The organism is Streptomyces cyaneus, from assembly GCF_004028635.1.
Classification (GTDB): domain Bacteria; phylum Actinomycetota; class Actinomycetes; order Streptomycetales; family Streptomycetaceae; genus Streptomyces; species Streptomyces cyaneus.
Window position 1 is genome coordinate 235057 of the sequence record NZ_RQJW01000011.1, and the last position, 24344, is coordinate 259400.

Consider the following 24344-nt stretch of genomic DNA (forward strand, 5'->3'; position numbering starts at 1 on the left):
TGGTGGGCGCACCCGTAATCGGGTACATACGATCGAGTAGCACCCGTCGGTAGCCAAAACGGCCCAAGATCCCGATTCGCGCCGAGGTGAGCCTCATGTCCGCAGCACCCACCAAACCCACTGTCAGTGAGCGTGAGGCCCGCCAGGTGGCTGAGGCGGCCCGGCAACAGGAATGGCGTAAGCCCAGCTTCGCCAAGGAACTGTTCCTCGGCCGCTTCCGCCTCGACCTCATCCACCCCCACCCGATGCCCACCGACGAGGCCGCCCAGCGCGGCGAGGAGTTCCTCGCCAAACTCCGCGACTTCGTCGAGACGAAGGTCGACGGCGCCCTCATCGAGCGCGAGTCCCGCATCCCCGACGAGGTGATCGACGGGCTCAAGGAACTCGGCGCCTTCGGCATGAAGATCGACACCAAGTACGGCGGGCTCGGCCTCGGCCAGGTCTACTACAACAAGGCCCTCGCCCTGGCCGGCTCGGCGTCCCCCGCGATCGGCGTGCTGCTCTCGGCCCATCAGTCGATCGGCGTACCGCAGCCGCTCAAGCTCTTCGGCACCCCGGAGCAGAAGGAGCGGTTCCTGCCGCGCTGCGCCCGCACCGACATCAGCGCCTTCCTGCTGACCGAGCCCGACGTGGGCTCCGACCCGGCCCGCCTCGCCACCTCCGCCGTACCGGACGGGGACGACTACGTCCTCGACGGGGTCAAGCTGTGGACGACCAACGGCGTGGTCGCCGACCTCCTCGTCGTCATGGGCCGGGTGCCGAAGTCCGAGGGCCACAAGGGCGGCATCACCGCCTTCGTCGTCGAGACCAACTCGCCCGGCATCACGGTCGAGAACCGCAACGCCTTCATGGGCCTGCGCGGCATCGAGAACGGCGTCACCCGCTTCCACCAGGTCAGGGTCCCGGCTGCCAACCGCATCGGTCCCGAGGGCGCGGGCCTGAAGATCGCCCTGACGACCCTGAACACCGGGCGGCTCTCCCTCCCCGCCTCCTGCGTCGCGGCCGGCAAGTGGTGTCTGAAGATCGCCCGCGAGTGGTCCGCGGCCCGCGAGCAGTGGGGCAAGCCACTCGCCCACCACGAGGCCGTCGGCTCGAAGATCTCCTTCATCGCGGCCACCACCTTCGCCCTGGAAGCCGTCACCGACCTGGCCTCCCAGATGGCCGACGAGGACCGCAACGACATCCGCATCGAAGGCGCCCTCGCCAAGCTCTACGCCTCCGAGATGGCCTGGCTCATCGCCGACGAACTCGTCCAGATCCGCGGTGGCCGAGGCTTCGAGACGGCCGAGTCGCTCCGGGCCCGCGGCGAGCGCGCCGTCCCCGCCGAGCAGGTCCTGCGCGACCTGCGCATCAACCGCATCTTCGAGGGCTCGACGGAGATCATGCACCTCCTCATCGCCCGCGAGGCCGTCGACGCCCACCTCTCGGTCGCCGGCGACCTCATCGACCCCGACAAGTCCCTCCAGGACAAGGCGAAGGCGGGCGCGAACGCCGGCGTCTTCTACGCCAAGTGGCTGCCGAAGCTGGTCGCGGGCCAGGGCCAACTGCCGTACTCGTATGCCGAGTTCAAGCACGGCGTCGACCTCTCCCCGCACCTGCGCTACGTCGAACGCACGTCCCGCAAGCTCGCCCGCTCCACCTTCTACGGCATGTCCCGCTGGCAGGGGCGCATGGAGACCAAGCAGGGCTTCCTGGGCCGCGTCGTCGACATCGGCGCCGAGCTGTTCGCCATGAGCGCGGCCTGTGTCCGCGCCGAGCACCTGCGCGGCCAGGGCGAGCACGGCCGCGAGGCCTACCAGCTCGCCGACGCCTTCTGCCGCCAGTCCCGCCTGCGCGTCGAGGAGCTCTTCGGCCGCCTGTGGTCCAACACCGACGACCTCGACCGCAAGGTCGTCAAGGGCGTGATGTCCGGCACGTACGAGTGGCTGGAACAGGGCATCGTCGACCCGTCGGACGACGGCGCCCCGTGGATCGCCGACGCGACACCGGGCCCGTCGCAACGGGAGAACGTGCACCGGCCGATCCGCTGAAGCGCGGGCATCCGAGGACCGAACTGGTCAGTCAGCGGGAGCACGTTCCATCGCCCGATCAGGTGACCGACGGCACGAGAGGTCACTGCTCGCAGTGACCTCTCACCATCCTGTAACCCGCCCGATGGGGACGCCCTGTCTCCCCTGACAGCCCCTACGGCCACAATGGGGGAATGAGCGACAGTCCAGCCCCCCTCGCCGACCCGCATCTCGTCTACGACCCCGTGGCGGGCGACGGCCCCAAGGACGTGGTGATCCTCGGCTCGACCGGCTCGATCGGCACTCAGGCGATCGACCTCGTGCTGCGCAATCCCGACCGGTTCCGGGTCACCGCCCTGTCCGCCAACGGCGGCCGGGTCGCCCTCCTCGCCGAGCAGGCGTACCGGCTGAGGGTGCGGACCGTCGCGGTCGCCCGCGAGGACGTCGTACCGGCGCTGAAGGAAGCGCTGGCTGCCCAGTACGGCACGGGGGAGCCGCTCCCCGAGATCCTCGCGGGACCGGACGCGGCCACGCAGGTCGCCGCCTTCGACTGCCACACCGTTCTCAACGGCATCACCGGCTCGATCGGCCTCGCCCCCACCCTCGCCGCTCTGGAGGCGGGCCGTACCCTCGCGCTCGCCAACAAGGAGTCGCTGATCGTCGGCGGCCCGCTGGTCAAGGCCCTCGCCAAGCCCGGGCAGATCATCCCGGTCGACTCCGAGCACGCGGCCCTGTTCCAGGCGCTCGCCTCCGGCAGCCGAGCCGACGTACGCAAACTCGTCGTCACGGCGTCCGGCGGCCCTTTCCGCGGCCGCACCAAGGCCGAGCTGGCGAACGTGACCGTCGAGGACGCCCTGGCCCACCCCACCTGGGCCATGGGCCCGGTCATCACGATCAACTCCGCGACCCTGGTCAACAAGGGCCTGGAGGTCATCGAGGCGCACCTGCTCTACGACATTTCCTTCGACCGCATTGAGGTGGTCGTGCACCCCCAGTCGTATGTTCACTCGATGGTTGAGTTCACGGACGGATCCACGATCGCCCAGGCGACACCCCCCGACATGCGCGGGCCGATCGCCATCGGCCTCGGCTGGCCGGAGCGCGTCCCCGACGCGGCGCCCACGTTCGACTGGAGCAAGGCGTCGACCTGGGAGTTCTTCCCGCTCGACAACGACGCGTTCCCGTCGGTCGACCTGGCGCGCCACGTGGGTGAGCTCGCGGGCACGGCACCCGCGGTGTTCAATGCGGCCAACGAGGAGTGCGTGGAGGCCTTCCGGGCCGGAGCGCTTCCGTTCAACGGGATCATGGAGACCGTGACGCGGGTGGTGGAGGAGCACGGCACACCCCGGGCGGGAACTTCCCTCACCGTCGCGGACGTCCTCGAAGCGGAGACCTGGGCCCGCAGGCGGGCACAGGAACTGGCGGCACACACGGCGGAGGCCCGTGCATGACGACCCTGATGTTCATCCTCGGCATAGTGCTGTTCGCGGTCGGGCTGCTCTTCTCGATCGCCTGGCACGAGCTGGGCCACCTGTCCACGGCCAAGCTGTTCGGCATCCGTGTGCCGCAGTACATGGTCGGCTTCGGCCCGACCATCTGGTCGCGGAACAAGGGCGAGACCGAGTACGGCATCAAGGCGATCCCGTTCGGCGGCTACATCCGCATGATCGGCATGTTCCCGCCGGGCCCCGACGGCCGCCTCGAAGCCCGCTCGACCTCGCCCTGGCGCGGCATGATCGAGGATGCCCGCTCGGCCGCGTTCGAGGAGCTCAAGCCGGGTGACGAGACCCGCCTCTTCTACACGCGCAAGCCGTGGAAGCGGGTCATCGTGATGTTCGCGGGCCCGTTCATGAACCTGATCCTGGCCTTCGGCCTGTTCCTCACCGTGCTGATGGGCTTCGGCATACAGCAGCAGACCACCACCGTCAGCTCGGTCTCGCCGTGCGTCATCGCCCAGACCGAGAAGCGCGAGGAGTGCAAGGCGTCCGACGACAAGTCCCCGGCCGCGGCCGCGGGCATGAAGGCCGGCGACAAGATCGTCTCCTTCGACGGGGTCAGGACCGAGGACTGGAACACCCTCTCCGACCTCATCCGCGACAGCGCGGGCAAGAACGTCTCGATCGTCGTGGACCGGGGTGGCCAGGAACTCACCCTGCACACGAAGATCGCCACCAACTGGGTCGTGAGGAAGGACGCCAGCGGGGCGTATGTCAAGGACGACTTCGTCCAGGCCGGCTTCCTCGGCTTCAGCGCGGCCACCGGCGTCGTCAAACAGGACTTCGGCGCCTCGGTGACCTGGATGGGCGACCGGGTCGGCGACGCCGTCGACTCCCTCGTCGCCCTGCCCTCCAAGATCCCCGCCCTGTGGGACGCGGCCTTCGGCGACGGCCCGCGCGAGCCGGACTCCCCGATGGGCATCGTCGGCGCGGCAAGGGTCAGCGGCGAGATCGCGACGCTGGACATCCCCGCCTCGCAGCAGCTGGCCACCTTCGTCTTCCTCCTGGCCGGCTTCAACCTCTCCCTGTTCCTCTTCAACATGCTCCCGCTGCTGCCGCTCGACGGCGGCCACATCGCGGGCGCCCTGTGGGAGTCGCTGCGCCGCAACACGGCGAAGGTGCTGCGCCGCCCCGACCCGGGTCCGTTCGATGTGGCGAAGCTGATGCCGGTGGCGTACGTCGTCGCCGGAATCTTCATCTGCTTCACGCTTCTCGTACTGGTCGCGGACGTGGTTAACCCGGTCAGAATCTCCTAGTCATACGGTGTTCGAGGCGGCCCGGGATCGTATGTCCCGGGCCGCCTTCCATTGAGTGGGTTTACGGACCGTGATGTGCTGGGGCCTGCCGCGGTGCCGTAATCTCGAAGTCTGGAGCCCGCTGCTGACGGGACCGGACCTTGATCCACGACTTGGGGTTGCACAGCAGATGACTGCGATTTCTCTCGGCATGCCGTCCGTTCCGACCAGGGTTGCCGAGCGCCGCCAGAGCAGGCAGATCCAGGTCGGCTCCGTGGCGGTCGGTGGGGACGCACCGGTCTCGGTCCAGTCGATGACGACGACCCGTACGTCCGACATCGGCGCCACCTTGCAGCAGATCGCCGAGCTCACGGCGTCCGGCTGCCAGATCGTGCGCGTGGCCTGCCCGACGCAGGACGACGCCGACGCCCTCTCGACCATCGCCCGCAAGTCCCAGATCCCGGTGATCGCCGACATCCACTTCCAGCCGAAGTACGTCTTCGCGGCGATCGAGGCGGGTTGCGCGGCCGTACGCGTGAACCCCGGCAACATCAAGCAGTTCGACGACAAGGTCAAGGAGATCGCGCGGGCCGCCAAGGACCACGGCACCCCGATCCGCATCGGCGTCAACGCCGGCTCGCTCGACCGACGCCTGCTCCAGAAGTACGGCAAGGCGACGCCCGAGGCCCTGGTCGAGTCGGCCCTGTGGGAGGCGTCCCTCTTCGAGGAGCACGACTTCCGGGACATCAAGATCTCGGTCAAGCACAACGACCCGGTCGTCATGATCGAGGCGTACAAGCAGCTGGCCGCCCAGTGCGACTACCCCCTCCACCTCGGTGTGACGGAGGCGGGCCCGGCCTTCCAGGGCACGATCAAGTCGGCCGTGGCCTTCGGTGCCCTCCTCTCCCAGGGCATCGGCGACACGATCCGGGTCTCCCTCTCGGCCCCGCCGGTCGAGGAGGTCAAGGTCGGCAACCAGATCCTGGAGTCCCTGAACCTCAAGCAGCGCGGCCTGGAGATCGTCTCCTGCCCGTCCTGCGGGCGCGCCCAGGTCGACGTCTACAAGCTGGCCGAGGAGGTCACGGCGGGCCTGACCGGCATGGAGGTCCCCCTCCGCGTCGCCGTCATGGGCTGCGTCGTCAACGGTCCCGGTGAGGCCCGCGAGGCCGACCTCGGCGTCGCCTCCGGCAACGGCAAGGGGCAGATCTTCGTCAAGGGCGAGGTCATCAAGACCGTCCCCGAGTCGAAGATCGTCGAGACCCTCATCGAGGAGGCCATGAAGCTGGCGGAGCAGATGGAGGCGGACGGCGTGACGAGCGGCGAGCCTTCGGTTTCGGTTGCGGGCTGAGGAAGCGTCGGGCATCGGCGGAGTTTTCTTCGCCCCCGCCAGGGGGCTCCGCCCCCTGGACCCCCGCTCCTCAAACGCCGGAGGGGCTGATTTCAGCCAGGGGGCTTCACCTCTCAGCGCCGGCCGGCATCATCCAGCCCGTCCGGCGTTTGAGGACGAGGCCCCTTCAGGGCCGAAGCGGGGGTCTGGGGGCGGCAGCCCCCAGGGGCGGGACTGCAGCCGACGGTCACCCCTCAATTGGCGCCAACCTCCACAGGGCGGCGTGGCTCAGCTTCCGCAGGTACAGTGCGGGGATCAGCAGAACCCCAGCGTGAGGCCCCGTACGTGTTGACCCAGACCACCTCACGGGTGCTCGAACCGAGCGACCTGGACGCCGCGCTCGCCGTCCTCGACCGCGAGCCGGTCGCGAACGCCTTCGTGACGTCCCGCGTCCAGATCGCCGGCCTCGACCCGTGGCGTCTCGGCGGCGAGATGTGGGGCTGGTACGAGGGCGGCATGCTGACGTCCCTGTGCTACGCGGGCGCCAACCTCGTCCCGATCTGCGCCACCCCCCGAGCGGTACGGGCCTTCGCCGACCGCGCTCGGCGCGCGGGCCGCCGCTGCTCCTCCATCGTCGGCCCCGCCGATTCCACCGCCCAGCTGTGGCGCCTGCTGGAGCCCAGTTGGGGCCCGGCCCGCGAGGTCCGCGGCCACCAGCCCCTCATGGTCACCGACCGCATGCCGACCGACATCAACCCGGATCCGTACGTCCGCCGCATCCGCAAGGACGAGATGGAGACGATCATGCCGGCGTGCGTGGCGATGTTCACCGAGGAGGTCGGTGTATCGCCGCTGGCGGGTGACGGCGGGCTGCTCTACCAGGCCCGGGTCGCCGAACTCGTCGGCTCCGGCCGCTCCTTCGCGCGCCTCGACCAGAACGGCAAGGTCGTCTTCAAGGCGGAGATCGGCGCGGCGACGGACCGGGCCTGCCAGATCCAGGGCGTGTGGGTGGCCCCCGAGTACCGGGGCCAGGGCCTCGCCGCCCCGGGCATGGCGGCGGTACTGCGCTACGCCCTCGCGGACGTCGCCCCGGTGGTCAGCCTGTACGTGAACGACTTCAACACGGCGGCGCGGCGGACCTACACCAGGGTGGGCTTCCAAGAGGTCGGCGCCTTCATGAGCGTCCTGTTCTGAAGCCTTCTGAAGCCCCCCAAAGGGCGCGGGCTGTTTTCGATATGCGGCTCCGCCGCGTGGGCGAGCAACCACGCACAAGCCGCACCCGGAACACGGCGCGAACCCCCCTGTAGGCTCCCCACATGCGCCTTCCCGGTCACGGACACCGCCGCCAACCCGACGACATCGTGATCGCCCCCCTGGACCTGCCGGCCCGCGTCGACGAGGCCCTGGCCGTCCAAGCCGTTGCCTTCGGCCTCGGCCCCGACGAAGTCGCCGTACGCCGCCAGATCGTCCTGCGCCACATGACCTACCCGGGAGCAAGGGCCCTCGGCGCCACCGTGGCCGAGCGCCTCGTCGGATTCGTCTACGGCATGCCCAACGACCGCTCCCACTGGTGGTCCACCGTCGTCGAGCCCTACCTCCGAGCCCAGGGCCACGACGACTGGCTCGACAACTCCTTCGTCATCACGGAACTCCACGTTCACCCCCGCTACCAGAACCGGGGCGTAGGACGCTCCCTGATCACCACGATCACCGACGGTGCCATCGAACCCCGCTCGATCCTCTCGGCGATCGACATCGAAAGCCCGGCCCGCGGCCTCTACCGCTCCCTCGGCTACCAGGACCTCGCCCGCCAGGTCCTCTTCCCCAGCGCCCCCAAGCCGTACGCCGTGATGGGCGCCCCACTCCCGCTCCGCCGCCGGTAGGGGCAAGCCGCCGTTAACCGATTTCCACCGCCCCGTACCCCCCGGCTAACCTCCTGCCATAACCCAAACCAGCAGGAGTACGAGAACCATGGCGAACGCACCGGTCCAGCGCATGTCCCAGTTGATGGCGAAGACGCTGCGCGACGACCCGGCGGACGCCGAGGTCCTCAGCCACAAGCTGCTCGTCCGGGCCGGCTACGTCCGCCGCACGGCGGCCGGCATCTGGTCCTGGCTGCCCCTCGGCAAGCGGGTCCTCGCCAACGTGGAGCGCATCGTCCGCGAGGAGATGGACGCGATCGGCGCCCAGGAGGTGCTGCTCCCCGCGCTGCTGCCGCGTGAGCCGTACGACGCGACCGGCCGCTGGGACGAGTACGGCCAGGAGCTCTTCCGGCTCAAGGACCGCAAGGGCGGCGACTACCTGCTCGGCCCCACCCACGAGGAGATCTTCACCCTGCTGGTGAAGGACCAGGCGTCCTCCTACAAGGACCTGCCGGTCATCCTCTACCAGATCCAGCACAAGTACCGTGACGAGGCCCGCCCGCGGGCCGGCATCCTGCGCGGCCGCGAGTTCCTGATGAAGGACTCCTACTCCTTCGACACCGAGGACGAGGGCCTCGCGAAGTCCTACGCCCTGCACCGCGAGGCGTACCAGAAGATCTTCGCGCGCCTAGGCCTCGACTACCGCATCTGCGCCGCCACCGCCGGCGCGATGGGCGGCTCCAAGTCGGAGGAGTTCCTCGCCCCGGCCGGCGCCGGTGAGGACACCTTCGCGGACTGCCCGAACTGCGACTTCGCGGCCAACACCGAGGCGATCACATACGAGCTGAAGCCGGTGGACGCCGACGGCGTGGCCGCGCTCGAGGAGATCCCCACCCCGGACACCCCGACCATCGAGACCCTCGCCGCCCACCTCGGCGTCCCCGCCTCCGCCACCCTCAAGAACCTCCTGGTGAAGGTCGACGGCGAGATCGTGGCGGTCGGCGTCCCCGGTGACCGCGAAGTCGACATGGACAAGGTCGAGGCCCACTTCGCCCCGGCCGTCGTCGAGATGGTCACCGAGGCGGACTTCGCGGGCCGCCCCGACCTGGTGCGTGGCTACGTCGGCCCGCAGGGACTGGGCGAGAAGGTCAAGTACATCGCCGACCCGCGCGTGGCCCCCGGCACCTCCTGGATCACCGGCGCCAACAGGGACGCCACCCACGCCAAGAACGTCGTCGCGGGCCGTGACTTCGAGGTCGGCGAGTACGTCGACGTCGTGGTCGTGCAGGAGGGCGACCCCTGCCCGAACTGCGGCACCGGCCTCAAGCTCGACCGCGCCATCGAGATCGGCCACATCTTCCAGCTGGGCCGCAAGTACGCCGACGCCCTCAAGCTCGACGTCCTCGGCCAGAACGGCAAGCCGGTCCGCGTCACCATGGGCTCCTACGGCGTCGGCGTCTCCCGCGCGGTCGCGGCCCTCGCCGAGCAGACCGCCGACGACAAGGGCCTGTGCTGGCCGGCCGAGGTCGCCCCGGCCGACGTCCACGTGGTCGCCGCGGGCAAGGCCCTGCAGACCGAACTCGCCCTGGACGTCTCCGAGAAGCTGTCCGCGGCCGGCCTGCGCGTCCTGTGCGACGACCGGGCGGGCGTCTCGCCGGGCGTGAAGTTCACCGACTCGGAGCTGATCGGCGTACCGCAGATCCTGGTGGCCGGGCGGCGCGCGGCCGAGGGTGTCGTCGAGCTCAAGGACCGCAGGACCGGTGAGCGCGAGGAGCTGACGGTGGACGAGGCGATCGCCCGCCTCACCGCATAAAGGATCTCCCAAGGGTTCACTCGGGCCGTTCCCCGACCGTAGGACGTGACACCGCGTCACTGCGGAGGGGAACGGCCTTGAGAACCAGGGAACGGCAGCCCAACTCGCCCTGGGTTCTGTCCCGTGTCGGCCTTGAAACTGACGGCGAGGGCAACCCCCTAAGGGGCGCGGGGAACTGCGCGACAAGCCCCCACCCGCCCGCAGCCAAGACACAACCCGTCAAAGCCACCCGGCAAACTCCAGCAACAACTCGGCATCCTTGGCCCGCCCGACCCTGAGCGCCCGCACCCCCGACTCCACGGCCCGGAACAACGTCCACCCCCGAAGCCGTTCCTGATCCACCTCCAACGACTCCGCAAGCCGCTTCACCCGCCGCCGCGTAGTCGCCGCCCCCGACGGCGAAGCAATCAGATCCTCCACCCGATCCCGCACCAGCCGCGCCAGATCGAACGCACACTCGCCCACCACCGGATCCGGCCCCACCGCCAACCACGGCATCCGCTCCCCGGCCAGCACCTTGCTCTGCCGAAACGTCCCATGCAGCAACCGCCGCTCAGGCGGCGCAACCAACAGCTCCTCGCGTGCGGCAAGCGCGGCATCGACCAGCACCGCCACCTCGGCTTCCGCCGACGCAGTCGCGCGCATCGCCTCCGCCTGCCGCCCGGTCCGTTCGGCCACCGTCTCGAAGGGGTGCGCGCCTTCGCCGCCAGGTGGCTCGACCCACAGCCGCCGCAACGTCCCCGCCGCCTCCAGCAGTGCCTTCGCCTCCGGCAACGACCGCACCGACAGATCCGGATGCAGCCGCTCCAGCAGCAGCACACCCTCGGTCGTGAAGGGCTCCAGCAGCTGTACGGCGCCCAGACCGCCCCAGTGCGCGAGCGCGGCCCGCTCGCTCTCCGGACGGGCCCGGGGCGGGGCCAACTTCAGCACGGCGGGGGCCCCGTCAGGGCGCCGCACCAGTACCACCAGGCTGCTGCGGCCGCCCGGCATCTGCACCCGATCAACGGTCAACTCGCGTAGCGCGACGGCTTGGTGGGCCGCCTCCGGCAGCTTCTCCAACCAGTCGTCACCGTCCGGTGCCGTCTCACCGAGCGCCCTGACCAGACGCTGCGGCGGTTCGAAAGCCATGCGCGAGTGGTTCCCTTCCGGTACTCCCGTTACGTGTCACGCGGTCGGCGTCGCCGACGCGGTGGCCGCCCGTTCGGCGAGCCCAGGGAAGGCTACGCTCTCGCCCCGCCAGCGCACCGCCCGCACCGCGGCCTCCCGCAGCGCCTCGGCGGCCGTACCCCGCAGCTCGCCCTCGGTTGCCCGCACCAGGTCGGAGTACACCCCGGCCACCCGGTCCTCCAGTTCGGCGGCGAACAGGACGGCCGCGGCCGAGTCCTGCACCGGGAACGGGAGCGCGTACGCGGCGCTCGCGGCGGCCGGCTCGGCGCCCAGGTCGCGCACCTCGCGCGCCAGCGCGTCCCGCCGCGCCCGGTGCGCGTCGTACGCCGAGCGTGCCTCGGTGCGCCGTTCCTCGCGGATCCGGCCGCCGACGACGCCGTATCCGTACACCGCCGCGTGCTCGGCGGCGAGCGCCGCCTGGAGCGCCGTCAGCTGCTGCTTCCTTTGCTGCTTCGTCGCCTCGCTCACTTGGTCCCCTCCGTCAGCAGATACGCGTGCGCGGCCCCGGCCGCGGCCACCGAGGCCAGCAGTCGCGCCAACTCGCCCGGCACGTCCAGCAGCGCCTTGGCCCGCCGGTCCGCGAGCGCCCGCTCGGCGGCGGCGAGGTCGGCGAGGGCCTCCTTCTCGTCGAGCGGCACGGCGGCCGACGGCGAACCGGAAGGTGACGGCGAACCGGACGGTGCCTCCGAGGGCGCCCGGGAAGGTGACGCACTGTCGGAGACCTTCCGGCCACCCCCGAACGTCTCCACATGCCGCGCTGCCTCCGCCCGCAACGGCCCCACCAGTTCCGCAACCGCAGGATGGGCGGCGAGCACCGCGTCGTACCGCTCGACGAGCCCCTCGCTGTCCCGCGCCGCACGCGCGCGTGCCCGCTCGGCGACGGACGGGCTGCCGCTCGTGGCGCCGTCCGAGTCCTCGGACCCGGAGGAGCAGCCGACCAGCAGGGCGGCCCCGGCGGCAGAGGCGAGCAACGTTCTTCTGCGCGGCCCCGAGAGGGAGCGCGGCGGCGAGGGGTACGGCACGGCAGACGTCCTCGGGGAACTCGTACGCAGCAGCTACGACAGCGGCTACGAAGGCAGCTACGAAAATCAGCGGGCCGCAGGCCCGTGATCACCGTACCCGCGCGACCGGACGGCACCACTCATCGGCACCGCCCGCGCCCAGGTGGACGGCAACAGCCCTCGCGACCGGATACCCTTTGACCAGACACGCGACCCATCCCACAACAGCACACGCGGCCGAGGAGTCACCCGGATGAGCACCACCCAGAGCGAGAGGCTGCGAGAACTGCTCGAACCGCTCGTCACCTCCCAGGGCCTGGATCTCGAAGAGATTGCGGTGGACTCGGTCGGACGCAAGCGAGTGCTGCGCGTCGTCGTCGACTCCGACACCGGGGCGGACCTGGACCAGATCGCCGATGTGAGCCGTGCGCTCTCGGCGAAGCTGGACGAGACGGACGCGATGGGCGAGGGCGAGTACACCCTCGAGGTCGGCACCCCGGGCGCGGAGCGCCTCCTCACGGAGCACCGGCACTACGTACGTGCCGTCGACCGCCTGGTGAAGTTCCAACTGGCCGAGGGCGGCGAGCTGGTGGCCAGGATCCTGAAGGTCGACGACGAAGGACTCGACCTCGAAGTGCCCGGAGTGAAGGGCCGCAAGGCCACCTCCCGCAGAGTCGGCTTCCCGGAGATCGACAAGGCGCGCGTGCAGGTCGAGTTCAACCGCAAGGACAGCAAGAACGAGAAGGAAGAGGAGGCGTAGCCGTGGACATCGACATGAGTGCCCTGCGGGGCTTGGTACGGGAGAAGGAGATCTCCTTCCCCCTGCTGGTCGAGGCGATCGAGTCGGCCCTCCTCATCGCCTACCACCGCACCGAGGGAAGCCGCCGCCACGCGCGCGTGGAGCTGAACCGGGAGACCGGCCATGTGACCGTGTGGGCGAAGGAGGACCCCGAGGACCTCGAGGAGGGCCAGGAGGCCCGCGAGTTCGACGACACCCCGTCCGGCTTCGGCCGTATCGCCGCCACCACCGCCAAGCAGGTCATTCTGCAGCGGCTGCGCGACGCCGAGGACGACGCGACGCTCGGCGAGTACGCGGGGCGTGAGGGCGACATCGTCACCGGCGTGGTCCAGCAGGGCCGCGACCCGAAGAACGTCCTCGTGGACATCGGCAAGCTGGAGGCCATCCTGCCGGTGCAGGAGCAGGTCCCGGGCGAGACGTACCCGCACGGCATGCGGATCCGCTCCTACGTCGTCCGAGTGGCGAAGGGCGTCCGTGGTCCGTCCGTCACCCTGTCGCGCACGCACCCCAATCTGGTGAAGAAGCTCTTCGCCCTGGAGGTGCCGGAGATCGCCGACGGCTCCGTCGAGATCGCCGCCATCGCCCGCGAGGCCGGTCACCGCACCAAGATCGCCGTACGGTCCACCCGCAGCGGTCTGAACGCCAAGGGCGCCTGTATCGGCCCCATGGGCGGTCGTGTGCGCAATGTCATGGGCGAGCTGAACGGCGAGAAGATCGACATCGTCGACTGGTCGGACGACCCGGCCGAGATGGTGGCGAACGCGCTGTCGCCGGCCCGGGTCTCCAAGGTGGAGGTCGTGGACATGGCAGCCCGCTCCGCGCGCGTGACCGTGCCCGACTACCAGCTGTCACTGGCGATCGGCAAGGAGGGGCAGAACGCCCGACTTGCGGCCCGGCTCACCGGCTGGCGGATCGACATCCGTCCGGACACCGAGCAGGCCGGGGAATAGATCCAAGCCGCAGGCCGCTTAGATCACGTCAGGTTATCGCCCGGCAACTGTTCGAATCCTGCCCCAAAGGGGTGAGGTCGGTACGGGGAGGTAGACTTAGCTGTGTCTGGCCGGACACGCGTCCGCGCATGCCCTGAACGCACCTGTGTGGGGTGCCGGGAGCGAGCGGCCAAGGCTGATCTGCTGCGCATCGTGGCGATCAAGGACGAGTGCGTCCCTGATCCTCGCGGTACGCTGCCCGGCCGGGGTGCGTACGTACACCCCGCACTGGTCTGTCTCGACCAGGCGGTACGCCGCCGGGCGTTCACGCGGGCGTTGCGCGCCCCGGGAGCGCTCGACACAAAGGCGTTGCGCCAGTACGTCGAGCAGACAACAGTTGCTGAGCAGGCAACACCGTAAGAAGCGTCGTGCGGAACCCCCGCACGGCCCAGGTACCCCGCGAGTTGGAAGTAGGTCGAGATTGCGATGAGCACTCGATGAGCACGCGATGAGTACGCCCATGAAGTAGCGACGGTCCGGACGCAACCCGGACCTAAAAGGAGCGAAGTGGCTAAGGTCCGGGTATACGAACTCGCCAAGGAGTTCGGGGTTGAGAGCAAGGTCGTCATGGCCAAGCTCCAAGAACTCGGTGAATTCGTCCGTTCGGCGTCTTCGACCATCGAAGCGCCCGTCGTCCGTAAGTTGACGGACGCCCTCCAGCAGGGCAGCGGAGGCGGCAAGCCCGCCCCCGCCCGCAAGGCCGCCCCGGCGAAGCCGGCGGCCCCCTCTCCGGCGCAGGCTGCCCGTCCGGCCGCCCCGCGCCCGCCGGCCCCGAAGCCGGCCGCTGCCGAGAAGCCCGCGGCTCCCGCCGCGCCGGCCACTCCCGGCCCCCGTCCCACCCCGGGCCCGAAGCCCGCGCCGCGGCCCGCCCCGGCGTCCCCGGCTCCGACCACGCCCGAGTTCACGGCGCCCCCGTCGGCTCCCGCCGCACCGGCCGCCTCTCAGGGCCAGGGCTCCGGCCCGCGTCCGGGTGCCCCGCGTCCGGCCGGCCAGGCCCCGCGTCCCGGCGCCCCGCGTCCGGGTGGTCCCGCCCAGGGCGGCCAGGGCCGTGGTGACCGCGGCGACCGTCCCGGCGCTGCGCGTCCCGGCGGCGGCGCCCCGCGTCCCGGCGCCCGTCCGGCCGGTCCCCGTCCGGGCAACAACCCCTTCACCTCTGGTGGCTCCACCGGCATGGCGCGCCCGCAGGCGCCCCGTCCGGGCGGTGCCCCGCGTCCCGGCGGCCCGGGTGGCCCCGGTGCTCCCGGCGGCGCTCCGCGTCCGCAGGGCCAGGGCGGTCCCCGTCCCCAGGGCGCAGGCGGCGGTCCCCGTCCGCAGGCTCCGGGCGGCGCGCGTCCGACCCCGGGCGGTATGCCCCGTCCGCAGGGCGGCGGTCCCCGTCCCGGCGGCGGTCCCGGCGGCCCGCGTCCGAACCCCGGCATGATGCCGCAGCGTCCGGCTGCCGGCCCGCGTCCCGGTGGCGGTGGCCCCGGTGGCCGTGGTCCCGGTGGCGGCGGTCGTCCCGGTGGCGGCGGCGGTCGTCCGGGTGGCGGCGGCTTCGCCGGTCGTCCCGGTGGCGGCGGCGGTGGCGGCTTCGCCGGTCGTCCCGGTGGTCCCGGTGGCGGTGGCGGCGGTTTCGCCGGTCGTCCCGGTGGTCCCGGCGGTGGCGGCGGTGGCCGTCCCGGCTTCGGCGGTCGTCCCGGTGGCCCGGGTGGCCGTGGTGGCACGCAGGGCGCCTTCGGTCGTCCCGGTGGTCCCGCGCGTCGTGGCCGCAAGTCGAAGCGGCAGAGGCGCCAGGAGTACGAGGCCATGCAGGCCCCGTCGGTCGGCGGCGTGATGCTGCCTCGCGGCAACGGCGAGTCCATTCGCCTGTCGCGCGGTGCGTCGCTCACCGACTTCGCGGAGAAGATCAACGCCAACCCGGCGTCGCTCGTCGCGGTCATGATGAACCTCGGCGAAATGGTCACCGCGACCCAGTCCGTCTCCGACGAGACGCTCCAGCTCCTCGCCGACGAGATGAACTACACGGTTCAGATCGTCAGCCCGGAGGAGGAGGACCGCGAGCTGCTCGAGTCCTTCGACATCGAGTTCGGCGAGGACGAGGGCGACGAGGAGGACCTGGTGGTCCGTCCGCCGGTCGTCACCGTCATGGGTCACGTCGACCACGGTAAGACCCGACTGCTCGACGCCATCCGCAAGACGAACGTCATCGCGGGCGAGGCCGGCGGCATCACCCAGCACATCGGTGCCTACCAGGTCGCGACCGAGGTCAACGACGAAGAGCGCAAGATCACCTTCATCGACACCCCGGGTCACGAGGCGTTCACCGCCATGCGTGCCCGTGGTGCGAAGTCGACCGACATCGCGATCCTGGTCGTCGCGGCCAACGACGGCGTCATGCCGCAGACGGTCGAGGCGCTCAACCACGCCAAGGCGGCCGAGGTCCCGATCGTCGTCGCGGTCAACAAGATCGACGTCGAGGGCGCCGACCCGACCAAGGTGCGCGGTCAGCTCACCGAGTACGGCCTGGTGGCCGAGGAGTACGGCGGCGACACGATGTTCGTCGACATCTCCGCCAAGCAGGGTCTGCACATCGACTCCCTGCTGGAGGCCGTGGTCCTCACCGCGGACGCCTCGCTCGACCTGCGGGCCAACCCGAACCAGGACGCGCAGGGCATCTCGATCGAGTCCCGCCTCGACCGCGGCCGTGGTGCCGTGTCGACGGTCCTCGTCCAGCGAGGCACGCTGCGGGTCGGCGACACGATGGTCGTGGGCGACGCCTACGGCCGAGTGCGCGCCATGCACGACGACAACGGCAACCTCGTCACCGAGGCCGGCCCGTCGACGCCGGTTCAGGTCCTGGGCCTGACCAACGTCCCGGGTGCGGGCGACAACTTCCTGGTGGTCGACGAGGACCGTACGGCCCGTCAGATCGCCGAGAAGCGTGCCGCCCGTGAGCGCAACGCCGCGTTCGCCAAGCGCACGCGCCGCGTCTCGCTCGAGGACCTGGACAAGGTGCTGAAGGCCGGCGAGGTCCAGCAGCTGAACCTGATCATCAAGGGCGACGCTTCTGGTTCCGTCGAGGCCCTCGAGTCCTCCCTGCTCCAGCTGGACGTCGGCGAAGAGGTCGACATCCGCGTCCTGCACCGTGGTGTCGGTGCGGTCACGGAGTCCGACATCGACCTGGCGATGGGCTCGGACGCCATCGTGATCGGCTTCAACGTGCGCGCCGCCGGGCGTGCGCAGCAGATGGCCGAGCGCGAGGGCGTGGACGTCCGCTACTACTCGGTCATCTACCAGGCGATCGAGGAGATCGAGGCGGCCCTCAAGGGCATGCTCAAGCCGGAGTACGAAGAGGTCGAGCTCGGTACGGCGGAGATCCGCGAGGTCTTCAAGTCGTCCAAGCTGGGCAACATCGCGGGTGTTCTCATCCGCTCCGGCGAGGTCAAGCGCAACACCAAGGCGCGCCTCGTCCGCGATGGCAAGGTCATCGCGGAGAACCTCAACATCGAGGGTCTGCGTCGCTTCAAGGACGACGTCACCGAGATCCGCGAAGGGTTCGAGGGCGGTATCAACCTCGGCAACTTCAACGACATCAAGGTCGACGACGTCATCGCGACGTACGAGATGCGCGAGAAGCCGCGGGCGTAAAGCCGACGGTTCGTGCTGGCCGGCGGGACTTCGGTCCTGTCGGCCAGCGCGCCGTTTGCGGAGAGTGCCCGACCGGTACGCGGAGTGCCGGGCTCCACGGTCTACGGAGCGTAATATCCGTCGATCGTCCCGGCCCCTTCGTTGTACGGTTTCTGATGTCCCCGCCCCATACGGTCGGCGGGGCCATCGATCCCGTACCGGCGGGTGAACCGGTTACACACATGTACGTGGGGACGCTGTCCTTCGACCTCCTCCTCGGCGACGTACGGTCGCTGAAGGAGAAGCGCTCCGTCGTCCGTCCGATCGTCGCCGAGCTTCAGCGCAAGTACGCGGTGAGCGCGGCCGAGGTGGACAATCTGGACCTCTACCGGCGGGCCGAGATCGGCATCGCCGCGGTGTCCGGCGACGCGGCGCACCTCACCGACGTACTGGACCGGTGCGAACGGCTGGTCGCCGGGCGTCCCGAAGTGGAACTGCTGTCGGTACGACGGCGCTTCCACGGTGACCACGACGACTGACGACCAACAGCCAAGAACGTAGAAGAAGAAAGAACGGGAGACGGACCAGTGGCCGACAACGCGCGGGCGAAAAGGCTGGCGGACCTCATCCGAGAGGTGGTGGCCCAGAAGCTGCAGCGCGGGATCAAGGACCCGCGGCTCGGCTCGCACGTCACCATCACGGACACCCGTGTCACGGGTGACCTGCGGGAGGCGACCGTCTTCTACACGGTGTACGGGGACGACGAGGAGCGGGCAGCCGCGGCCGCCGGACTGGAGAGCGCCAAGGGCGTGCTCCGCTCGGCCGTCGGGGCGGCAGCGGGCGTGAAGTTCACGCCGACCCTCACCTTCGTCGCCGACGCCCTGCCGGACACCGCACGCACCATCGATGACCTCCTCGACAAGGCGCGCCAGTCCGACGAGAAGGTGCGCGAGGCGTCCGCGGGCGCGAAGTACGCCGGTGAGGCGGACCCGTACCGCAAGCCCGGCTCCGAGGACGAGACGGACGGCGACACCGCGGAATGACGCAGAAGCACACCACGCCCGACGGCCTTGTCATCGTCGACAAGCCGTCGGGCTTCACTTCGCACGACGTGGTCGCCAAGATGCGCGGCATCGCGCGCACCCGCCGCGTCGGGCACGCCGGCACCCTCGACCCCATGGCGACGGGCGTCCTCGTCCTCGGCGTCGAGAAGGCGACCAAGCTCCTCGGTCATCTGGCCCTGACCGAGAAGGAGTACCTCGGCACCATCCGCCTGGGCCAGACCACGGTCACCGACGACGCCGAGGGCGAGATCACGGGGTCGGTCGACGCCTCGAAGGTCACCCGTGACGGCATCGACGCCGGGATCGCCAAGCTGACCGGCGACATCATGCAGGTGCCGTCCAAGGTCAGCGCCATCAAGATCAACGGAGTGCGCTCCTACAAGCGGGCGCGCGAGGGCGAGGAGTTCGAGATCCCGGCGCGACCGGTCACCGTCTCGTCCTTCTCGGTGTACGACGTCCGGGACGCCGTCGCCGACGACGGCACCGCGGTCCTCGACCTGGTCGTGTCGGTGGTCTGCTCCTCCGGCACCTACATCCGTGCCCTGGCCCGTGACCTCGGTGCCGGCCTGGGCGTCGGCGGCCACCTCACGGCGCTGCGCCGCACCCGCGTCGGCCCCTACAAGCTGGACGCCGCCAAGACCCTGGACCAGCTCCAGCAGGACCTGACGGTGATGCCGATCGCCGAGGCCGCCGCGGCCGCGTTCCCGCGCTGGGACGTGGACACCAGGCGCGCCCGGCTGCTCACGAACGGGGTCCGCCTCGACATGCCCGACGAGTACGCGGGCAGCGGCCCCGTCGCCGTCTTCGACCCCGAGGGCCGCTTCCTGGCGCTCGTGGAGCAGCACAAGGGCAAGGCGAAGAGCCTCGCCATCTTCGGCTGAGGCGCCGGCGGACGGGCTCAGCCTTCGGCCTCTTTCGGGAGTTCGCCCGTGGAGCGGCGGTCACGGGGTAGTCCTCTGCCCGCCGCTCCACGGTCCCCCTCGGTTCCCCCACCCCTAGGGTGTATCCAGCGACCCCCGCCTGTTCACCCGTCCGTGCAGGCGCTCGGAGTGAACCGAGGGAGCGGAAGGGGGCGCGTTCGCCGCGTGAGCTGTCCCGCTGATCACATCGCACCTACCGTCGAAAAAACAGGGCGCGGGCGTATGGGCGTGTGGACGTACGGCGGGGAGGTTCGACGATGGCGGGACGGGGCCCGCGGGCGGGGGAGACGTGGGATGCCGCGTGGGGTGCTCAAGACTGTCCGAGCAGCTCCCAGTTCCACGACGACGACCGGACTCGCCACGCGCGCGGGACTCGGACCGGCGAGGGTCCGGACGGGGAAGCCCCCGCGGGGCAGGGCGCGACCGGTGAAGGCCGCCGCGGTGAACGCCCGGACGGCGACGGGATCGGGGCCCGCGCTCGCGACGCGGCCCTGGTCCGCATCCACGACCTGGCCGGTCGGCCCCGCGGACTCGGCTTCGTGGCCGACCACCACGGCACCGTCGTCACCAGCCATGAGGTCGTCGACGGCCTGCCCCGGCTGGTCCTGCACGCCACCGAGGGCGACCGCAGCTGCGTGGTGCCCGAGAGCGCGGTGACTTCGTTGCCCGCCCTCGACCTGGCGCTCGTACGCACCGAGGGGCTGGGCGTGCAGCCGCTGCCGGTGACCGTGCGGGACCGGATCGAGACCGGTGCGTACGTCCGGATCGCGGCCGGTGGCTGGCGGGAGGCGCGGGTGCTGGGCGCGACCTGCGTGACGTACACGGCGACGGACCGCGGCCATCTCCTCGACGGCGCCCTGGAGTTGGCGATCGGCACGGCCGGCCGGGACGCGCTGCGGCTGGGCGGCGGGGCGGCCGGCGGACCCGTGATCGACGCCGGGACCGGTGCCGTGGTGGGCGTCGTCGGCACGGCGCTGCAGTCCGGCCACCGCGACGCCGGGTTCGCCGTGCCGCTGCGGCCCCTGTCGGCCGGTCCGCTGGCCGAGCTGCTCGCCGAGAACGCGGCGACGGTGCCCGCGTACGGCGCCGACCTGAACCTGGCGGGCGTACTGGAACTGACGGCCACGTCGGTCGGCCAGGACGCTCCGCCGGGGACGCTGGACGGCTGTGTCGGCAGGGCGGACGCCGGGGCAGGCGTGCTGACGGTGCCTCCGGTCGAACGGGCGGGGATCGCAAGGGAGTTCAGGGCCTTCACCGAGGGTCAGGCGGCCGTCCTGGGGCTCGTAGGAACCCCGGGCAGTGGCCGTACGACGGAGTTCGCGGCCCTCGCCGCCCGCCGCACCCAGGGCCGGGACCTTGCCCCCACGCTGTGGCTGCGCGGCGCGGATCTGCAGGAGGACGACACCTCGGTGGCGGACGCCGCCCGCAGGGCGCTGGCCCGGGCGGCCCGCATCGTGGCGGCGTCGGTCGCATGCGACCCCACCGCTCTGGGCGACACGACCCCGGAACGCCTGGCCCACCTCGCCCGCACCACCGGCCGACCCCTACTGCTCCTCCTGGACGGCCCGGAGGAGATGCCCCCCGTCCTGGCCCACCACCTCACGGAGTGGACCGAGGGCACGGCGGAGTGGCTGCGGGAGACGGGGGCGCGGCTGGTGGTGGCGTGCCGGGCGGAGTACTGGGAGGGGGCGGGGGCCGAGTTTCCGCAGGAGCTGTTGTACGGCTCCGCAGACCGGGCGGGGCGGGAGACCTCCCGGCGGTTGCCGCCCTGCGTACGGCTCGGCGACCTCACCCCCGACGAGGCCCAGCAGGCCCGCGCCCGCTACGGCATCCCGGACGACGCCCTGGCCGCCCAGGACGCCCGCCACCCCCTGACCCTGCGCCTTCTCTCCGAGGTCCGCGCCGCCCTCCCCGACACCCCCCACCCCCGGCTCGATCGCGACGACGTCCTCTCCGCCCACCTCGACCTCATGTGCCTGCGCATCGCCGTCCGCCTCGCCGCCGAGAACGGTTTGCGCGGCACCGCTGTACGCCGTCTCGCCGCCAAGGTCTCCGGCCAGGTCCACGAGGCCGCCCGCCGCAGCCTCGGCCCCGGCCAGGGGGAGCTGGACCGCGCGTCCTTCGAGGCCGTGTTCCCCTGGGGCCCCGCCCCCACGAGGCTCGGCGGCGGTACCGGCTGGGCGTCCGCCGTCCTCACCGAGGGCCTCCTCGTGCCCGCCGGCAACGGCTACCGCTTCGCCCACGAGGAACTCGCCGACTGGATCCAGGGCATGCACCTCGACCTCGACGAGGCCCTGCACGCCTTGGTCCACCGCCGTCGCACCGACCCCGACGCCGCCCATCCCATGCCCGTCCCGCACCACCGCATCGGTTCCGTCGTCCAGGCCCTCCTGCAGCTGCCACGCCAGCACGGCGTCCGTCAACTCGCCCTCCGCCTGGAGGAGTTGGCGAGCGCGCTCGACGCCGACCGGCACTCCTGGTGGGCCGCCCGGCTCCTCGCCGAGACCCTGCTGCGCGTCCCCGACGCGATGCCGTACCTGCACGTACTGCGCCTCCTCACCGACCGGATCGTGTCCTGGAGCCGCTACCACCGCTGCGCGCCGGCGGAGCTCGGCCCCGACTTCTGGACCGCGCTGCAACTCCCGGACGCCGAGCGCCTCGACCTGCTCCGCCGCCTGGTCTTCGCCGACGGCCCGCCGACCGACGCCGCAGCGCCCCGGCGCCCGCGCTACCTCGACGCCGTGGCGCACCTCCTCACCGCCGCCCCCAGCGTCGTACAGCCCCACCTCACCCGCTGGTTCGACGACGAGCGCCCGCTTCCCGCCACCCCCGACGCGACCGTCGCCCGCGCCGCCCAGGCCCTGCTGTACGCGCACCGCAACCGTGCGCTGGACGAGCTCACGGAGAATCTGGTCGACAGCGCGCACCGCCGGGCCGACGAGCTGCTCGCCGTGCTGGCCGAAGAAGAGCCGTCCGCCATGTGCCGCGCCGTCGACCGCTGGGCGCACGACGAGCGGCCCGGCCGACGCGTCGCCGCCGTGGCGTACGGGCCGCGCGCCGCGCCCCATGCCCGCACCGAGGCCGACCGCGAGCTCCTGCGCCGCGCGGCCCTCGCCCTGCTCGACCGCCCCGCCGACTGCACACTGCACGGCGGCGCGCTCGCCATGCTCGTGCATGACCCCCGCACCCGTGCCCGTCATCTCCCGCAGGCGCTACGGCACTTCGCGGAAGGCGACCCGCAGCTCCCGCCCAGCGCCCTGGTCACCGCCCTGACCACACACCCCGAGCCGGTCCTCGACGCCTTCCGCGCCCGCCTGCGCCTCCCGGACGCCGCAGAGGCGCTGCGCACCCTCGCCGACGTCACCACGCCCGACCTCGCCGGCCGGGTCGCCACCCTCGTAGGGGAGGCGGTGGAGCGCCACCCCGAGACCGCCGAGGACGTGGCCGCGTACATCGACCGCCGCCTCGACCACGACCCCGCCGCCCGCGCCGTACTCTTCCCGCTGGTCACCGGCCTGCTGGAGGGCGGTCCGGAGGAAGTGCGGGCCGGCCTCGCGGCCGTACTCGCCGCTCCCGGCACCCCCGCCTCCCGCACCCTGCGCCGAGAGCTCCTGGACTTCCTGCTGGACCACGAGCGCAGCCCCGCCGTGCTGGACGCCTTCCTGCACGCCACCGTCCGGCAGAGCGGCGAGCGGGGAGACGGCCACCTGCGCGACCTCGTCCACCACACGGGCGTGCTCCTCGTCCGCACCCCGGACGGCGCGGCCCGCTTCGACCGCGGACTGGTCGATCTCGGCCGCCACGTCCCCGGCTTCGCCGCGCGCATCGCCGGCTGGCTGAACGACACCCCGCAGGACTGGGCGACGGTCGTGGGGCCGAGCACCCGCCGGATGATCGAGAACCTGGCCGGCGTACGAGTTCCCGCATGACCAGGGCGTCCTTACGTGCAGCCGGTCACAGCCCCCATGCCGATGCGGGCGCCGGGCGCCCGGCATGGCACCCTTAGACCTGCGTAAGAGCGTCTGAGGCACAGACGGACACGGGTTCGACGAGTTCGACGAGTTTGCGACAAGGAGCAGTCACAGTGCAGCGCTGGCGTGGCTTGGAGGACATCCCCGAGGACTGGGGGCGCAGCGTCGTCACCATCGGCTCCTACGACGGAGTCCACCGCGGACACCAGCTGATCATCCGGCATGCCGTGGACCGCGCCCGTGAGCTGGGCGTTCCTGCCGTCGTCGTCACCTTCGACCCGCACCCCAGCGAGGTCGTCCGCCCCGGCAGCCACCCGCCTCTGCTGGCCCCGCACCACCGCCGCGCCGACCTCATGGCCGAGCTGGGTGTGGACGCGGTGCTGATCCTCCCCTTCACGACCGAGTTCTCGAAGCTGTCGCCGGCCGAGTTCGTGGTCAAGGTCCTCGTCGACAAGCTGCACGCCAAGGCGGTCGTCGAGGGCCCGAACTTCCGCTTCGGACACCGCGCCGCGGGCAACGTCGACTTCCTCGCCGAACAGGGCAAGACCTACGACTTCGAGGTCGACGTCGTCGACCTGTACGTGACCGGTGAGGCGGGCGGCGGCGAGCCCTTCTCCTCGACCCTGACCCGGCGCCTGGTCGCCGAGGGCGACGTCACCGGAGCGGCCGAGATCCTGGGCCGCCCGCACCGCGTGGAGGGCGTGGTCGTCCGCGGCGCCCAGCGCGGCCGTGAACTCGGCTTCCCCACGGCCAACGTGGAGACCCTGCCGCACACCGCCATCCCCGCCGACGGCGTCTACGCCGGCTGGCTGCACGCCCAGGGCGAGGTGATGCCGGCCGCGATCTCCGTCGGCACCAACCCGCAGTTCGACGGGACCGAGCGCACGGTGGAGGCGTACGCCATCGACCGCGTGGGCCTGGATCTGTACGGACTGCACGTCGCCGTCGACTTCCTCGCCTTCGTCCGCGGCCAGGCGAAGTTCGAGTCGCTGGAGGCGCTGTTGGAGCAGATGGCCGAGGATGTGAAGCGCTGCCGGGAGCTGGTGGCGGCGGCCGAGTAGCCAGCCACTCCTGGGGCCGCGTAG

19 protein-coding genes are annotated in these 24344 nt (G+C 71.3%); 16 read left to right on the plus strand and 3 right to left on the minus strand.

Annotation, left to right across the window (positions count from 1 at the left end; translation table 11 throughout):
• Positions 1 to 95 precede the first annotated feature (95 nt).
• The 7 genes from EHO50_RS34880 to EHO50_RS34910 all read left to right on the plus strand — a co-directional run bounded on the left by EHO50_RS34880 (position 96) and on the right by EHO50_RS34910 (position 9742).
• Positions 96 to 2030: an acyl-CoA dehydrogenase family protein gene (locus tag EHO50_RS34880; protein ID WP_128435241.1), complete on the plus strand. Its 1935-nt coding sequence runs from the start codon at positions 96 to 98 to the stop codon at positions 2028 to 2030.
• 173 nt (positions 2031 to 2203) lie between these two features.
• Positions 2204 to 3460, plus strand: coding sequence for a 1-deoxy-D-xylulose-5-phosphate reductoisomerase (gene dxr / locus EHO50_RS34885; protein WP_128435242.1), 1257 nt, complete (start codon positions 2204 to 2206; stop codon positions 3458 to 3460).
• A gap of 8 nt (positions 3461 to 3468) precedes the next feature.
• On the plus strand, positions 3469 to 4761 hold the full coding sequence (locus tag EHO50_RS34890; RefSeq protein ID WP_181449747.1) for a M50 family metallopeptidase: 1293 nt from the start codon (positions 3469 to 3471) through the stop codon (positions 4759 to 4761).
• Between the two features lie 169 nt (positions 4762 to 4930).
• Positions 4931 to 6088 (plus strand): flavodoxin-dependent (E)-4-hydroxy-3-methylbut-2-enyl-diphosphate synthase, encoded by a 1158-nt coding sequence (ispG, locus tag EHO50_RS34895; RefSeq protein ID WP_128435244.1) that lies wholly within the window; start codon positions 4931 to 4933, stop codon positions 6086 to 6088.
• 324 nt (positions 6089 to 6412) lie between these two features.
• A complete protein-coding gene (locus tag EHO50_RS34900; RefSeq protein ID WP_128435245.1) occupies positions 6413 to 7261 on the plus strand; it encodes a GNAT family N-acetyltransferase in 849 nt (282 codons plus the stop codon).
• 122 nt (positions 7262 to 7383) lie between these two features.
• Complete coding sequence (locus EHO50_RS34905) at positions 7384 to 7950, plus strand: GNAT family N-acetyltransferase (protein ID WP_128435246.1); 567 nt, start codon at positions 7384 to 7386, stop codon at positions 7948 to 7950.
• 88 nt (positions 7951 to 8038) lie between these two features.
• Entirely contained in the window at positions 8039 to 9742 is a 1704-nt protein-coding gene (locus tag EHO50_RS34910; RefSeq protein WP_128435247.1) for a proline--tRNA ligase, read from the plus strand.
• A 219-nt stretch (positions 9743 to 9961) separates the two neighbouring features.
• On the opposite strand, the gene EHO50_RS34915 is transcribed toward EHO50_RS34910, so the two are convergent.
• The 3 genes from EHO50_RS34915 to EHO50_RS34925 are packed head-to-tail and all read right to left on the minus strand — an operon-like array spanning position 9962 to position 11931.
• Entirely contained in the window at positions 9962 to 10870 is a 909-nt protein-coding gene (locus EHO50_RS34915; RefSeq protein ID WP_128435248.1) for an aminoglycoside phosphotransferase family protein, read from the minus strand.
• A 36-nt stretch (positions 10871 to 10906) separates the two neighbouring features.
• Positions 10907 to 11377 (minus strand): ferritin-like domain-containing protein, encoded by a 471-nt coding sequence (locus EHO50_RS34920; RefSeq protein ID WP_128435249.1) that lies wholly within the window; start codon positions 11375 to 11377, stop codon positions 10907 to 10909.
• Entirely contained in the window at positions 11374 to 11931 is a 558-nt protein-coding gene (locus EHO50_RS34925; RefSeq protein WP_128435250.1) for a hypothetical protein, read from the minus strand. The genes EHO50_RS34920 and EHO50_RS34925 overlap by 4 nt, the downstream gene beginning before the upstream one ends.
• A 232-nt stretch (positions 11932 to 12163) precedes the next feature.
• Between EHO50_RS34925 and rimP the strand changes: the two genes are divergently transcribed.
• The 9 genes from rimP to EHO50_RS34970 all read left to right on the plus strand — a co-directional run bounded on the left by rimP (position 12164) and on the right by EHO50_RS34970 (position 24320).
• The gene (gene rimP / locus EHO50_RS34930; protein WP_128435251.1) at positions 12164 to 12670 is read left to right on the plus strand and encodes a ribosome maturation factor RimP; all 507 of its coding nucleotides are present in this window, start codon (positions 12164 to 12166) and stop codon (positions 12668 to 12670) included.
• A 2-nt stretch (positions 12671 to 12672) separates the two neighbouring features.
• Positions 12673 to 13659, plus strand: coding sequence for a transcription termination factor NusA (gene nusA / locus EHO50_RS34935; RefSeq protein ID WP_062702002.1), 987 nt, complete (start codon positions 12673 to 12675; stop codon positions 13657 to 13659).
• 102 nt (positions 13660 to 13761) lie between these two features.
• Positions 13762 to 14058, plus strand: a complete 297-nt coding sequence (locus EHO50_RS34940) for a YlxR family protein (RefSeq protein ID WP_079056305.1) — start codon at positions 13762 to 13764, stop codon at positions 14056 to 14058.
• Positions 14059 to 14205: 147 nt separating this feature from the next.
• Positions 14206 to 17325, plus strand: a complete 3120-nt coding sequence (gene infB, locus EHO50_RS34945) for a translation initiation factor IF-2 (protein ID WP_128435252.1) — start codon at positions 14206 to 14208, stop codon at positions 17323 to 17325.
• Between the two features lie 221 nt (positions 17326 to 17546).
• Positions 17547 to 17843 carry a DUF503 domain-containing protein gene (locus tag EHO50_RS34950; RefSeq protein WP_128435253.1) on the plus strand — a complete coding sequence of 99 codons (297 nt, stop codon included), beginning with the start codon at positions 17547 to 17549 and terminating at the stop codon, positions 17841 to 17843.
• A gap of 48 nt (positions 17844 to 17891) precedes the next feature.
• Positions 17892 to 18347 carry a 30S ribosome-binding factor RbfA gene (rbfA, locus tag EHO50_RS34955; protein ID WP_128435254.1) on the plus strand — a complete coding sequence of 152 codons (456 nt, stop codon included), beginning with the start codon at positions 17892 to 17894 and terminating at the stop codon, positions 18345 to 18347.
• A complete protein-coding gene (truB, locus tag EHO50_RS34960) occupies positions 18344 to 19249 on the plus strand; it encodes a tRNA pseudouridine(55) synthase TruB (RefSeq protein WP_128435255.1) in 906 nt (301 codons plus the stop codon). Before rbfA ends, truB begins: the two co-directional genes overlap by 4 nt.
• 296 nt (positions 19250 to 19545) lie before the next feature.
• On the plus strand, positions 19546 to 23217 hold the full coding sequence (locus EHO50_RS34965; RefSeq protein ID WP_246101694.1) for a trypsin-like peptidase domain-containing protein: 3672 nt from the start codon (positions 19546 to 19548) through the stop codon (positions 23215 to 23217).
• 155 nt (positions 23218 to 23372) lie between these two features.
• The gene (locus EHO50_RS34970) at positions 23373 to 24320 is read left to right on the plus strand and encodes a bifunctional riboflavin kinase/FAD synthetase (RefSeq protein ID WP_128435256.1); all 948 of its coding nucleotides are present in this window, start codon (positions 23373 to 23375) and stop codon (positions 24318 to 24320) included.
• Positions 24321 to 24344 lie beyond the last annotated feature (24 nt).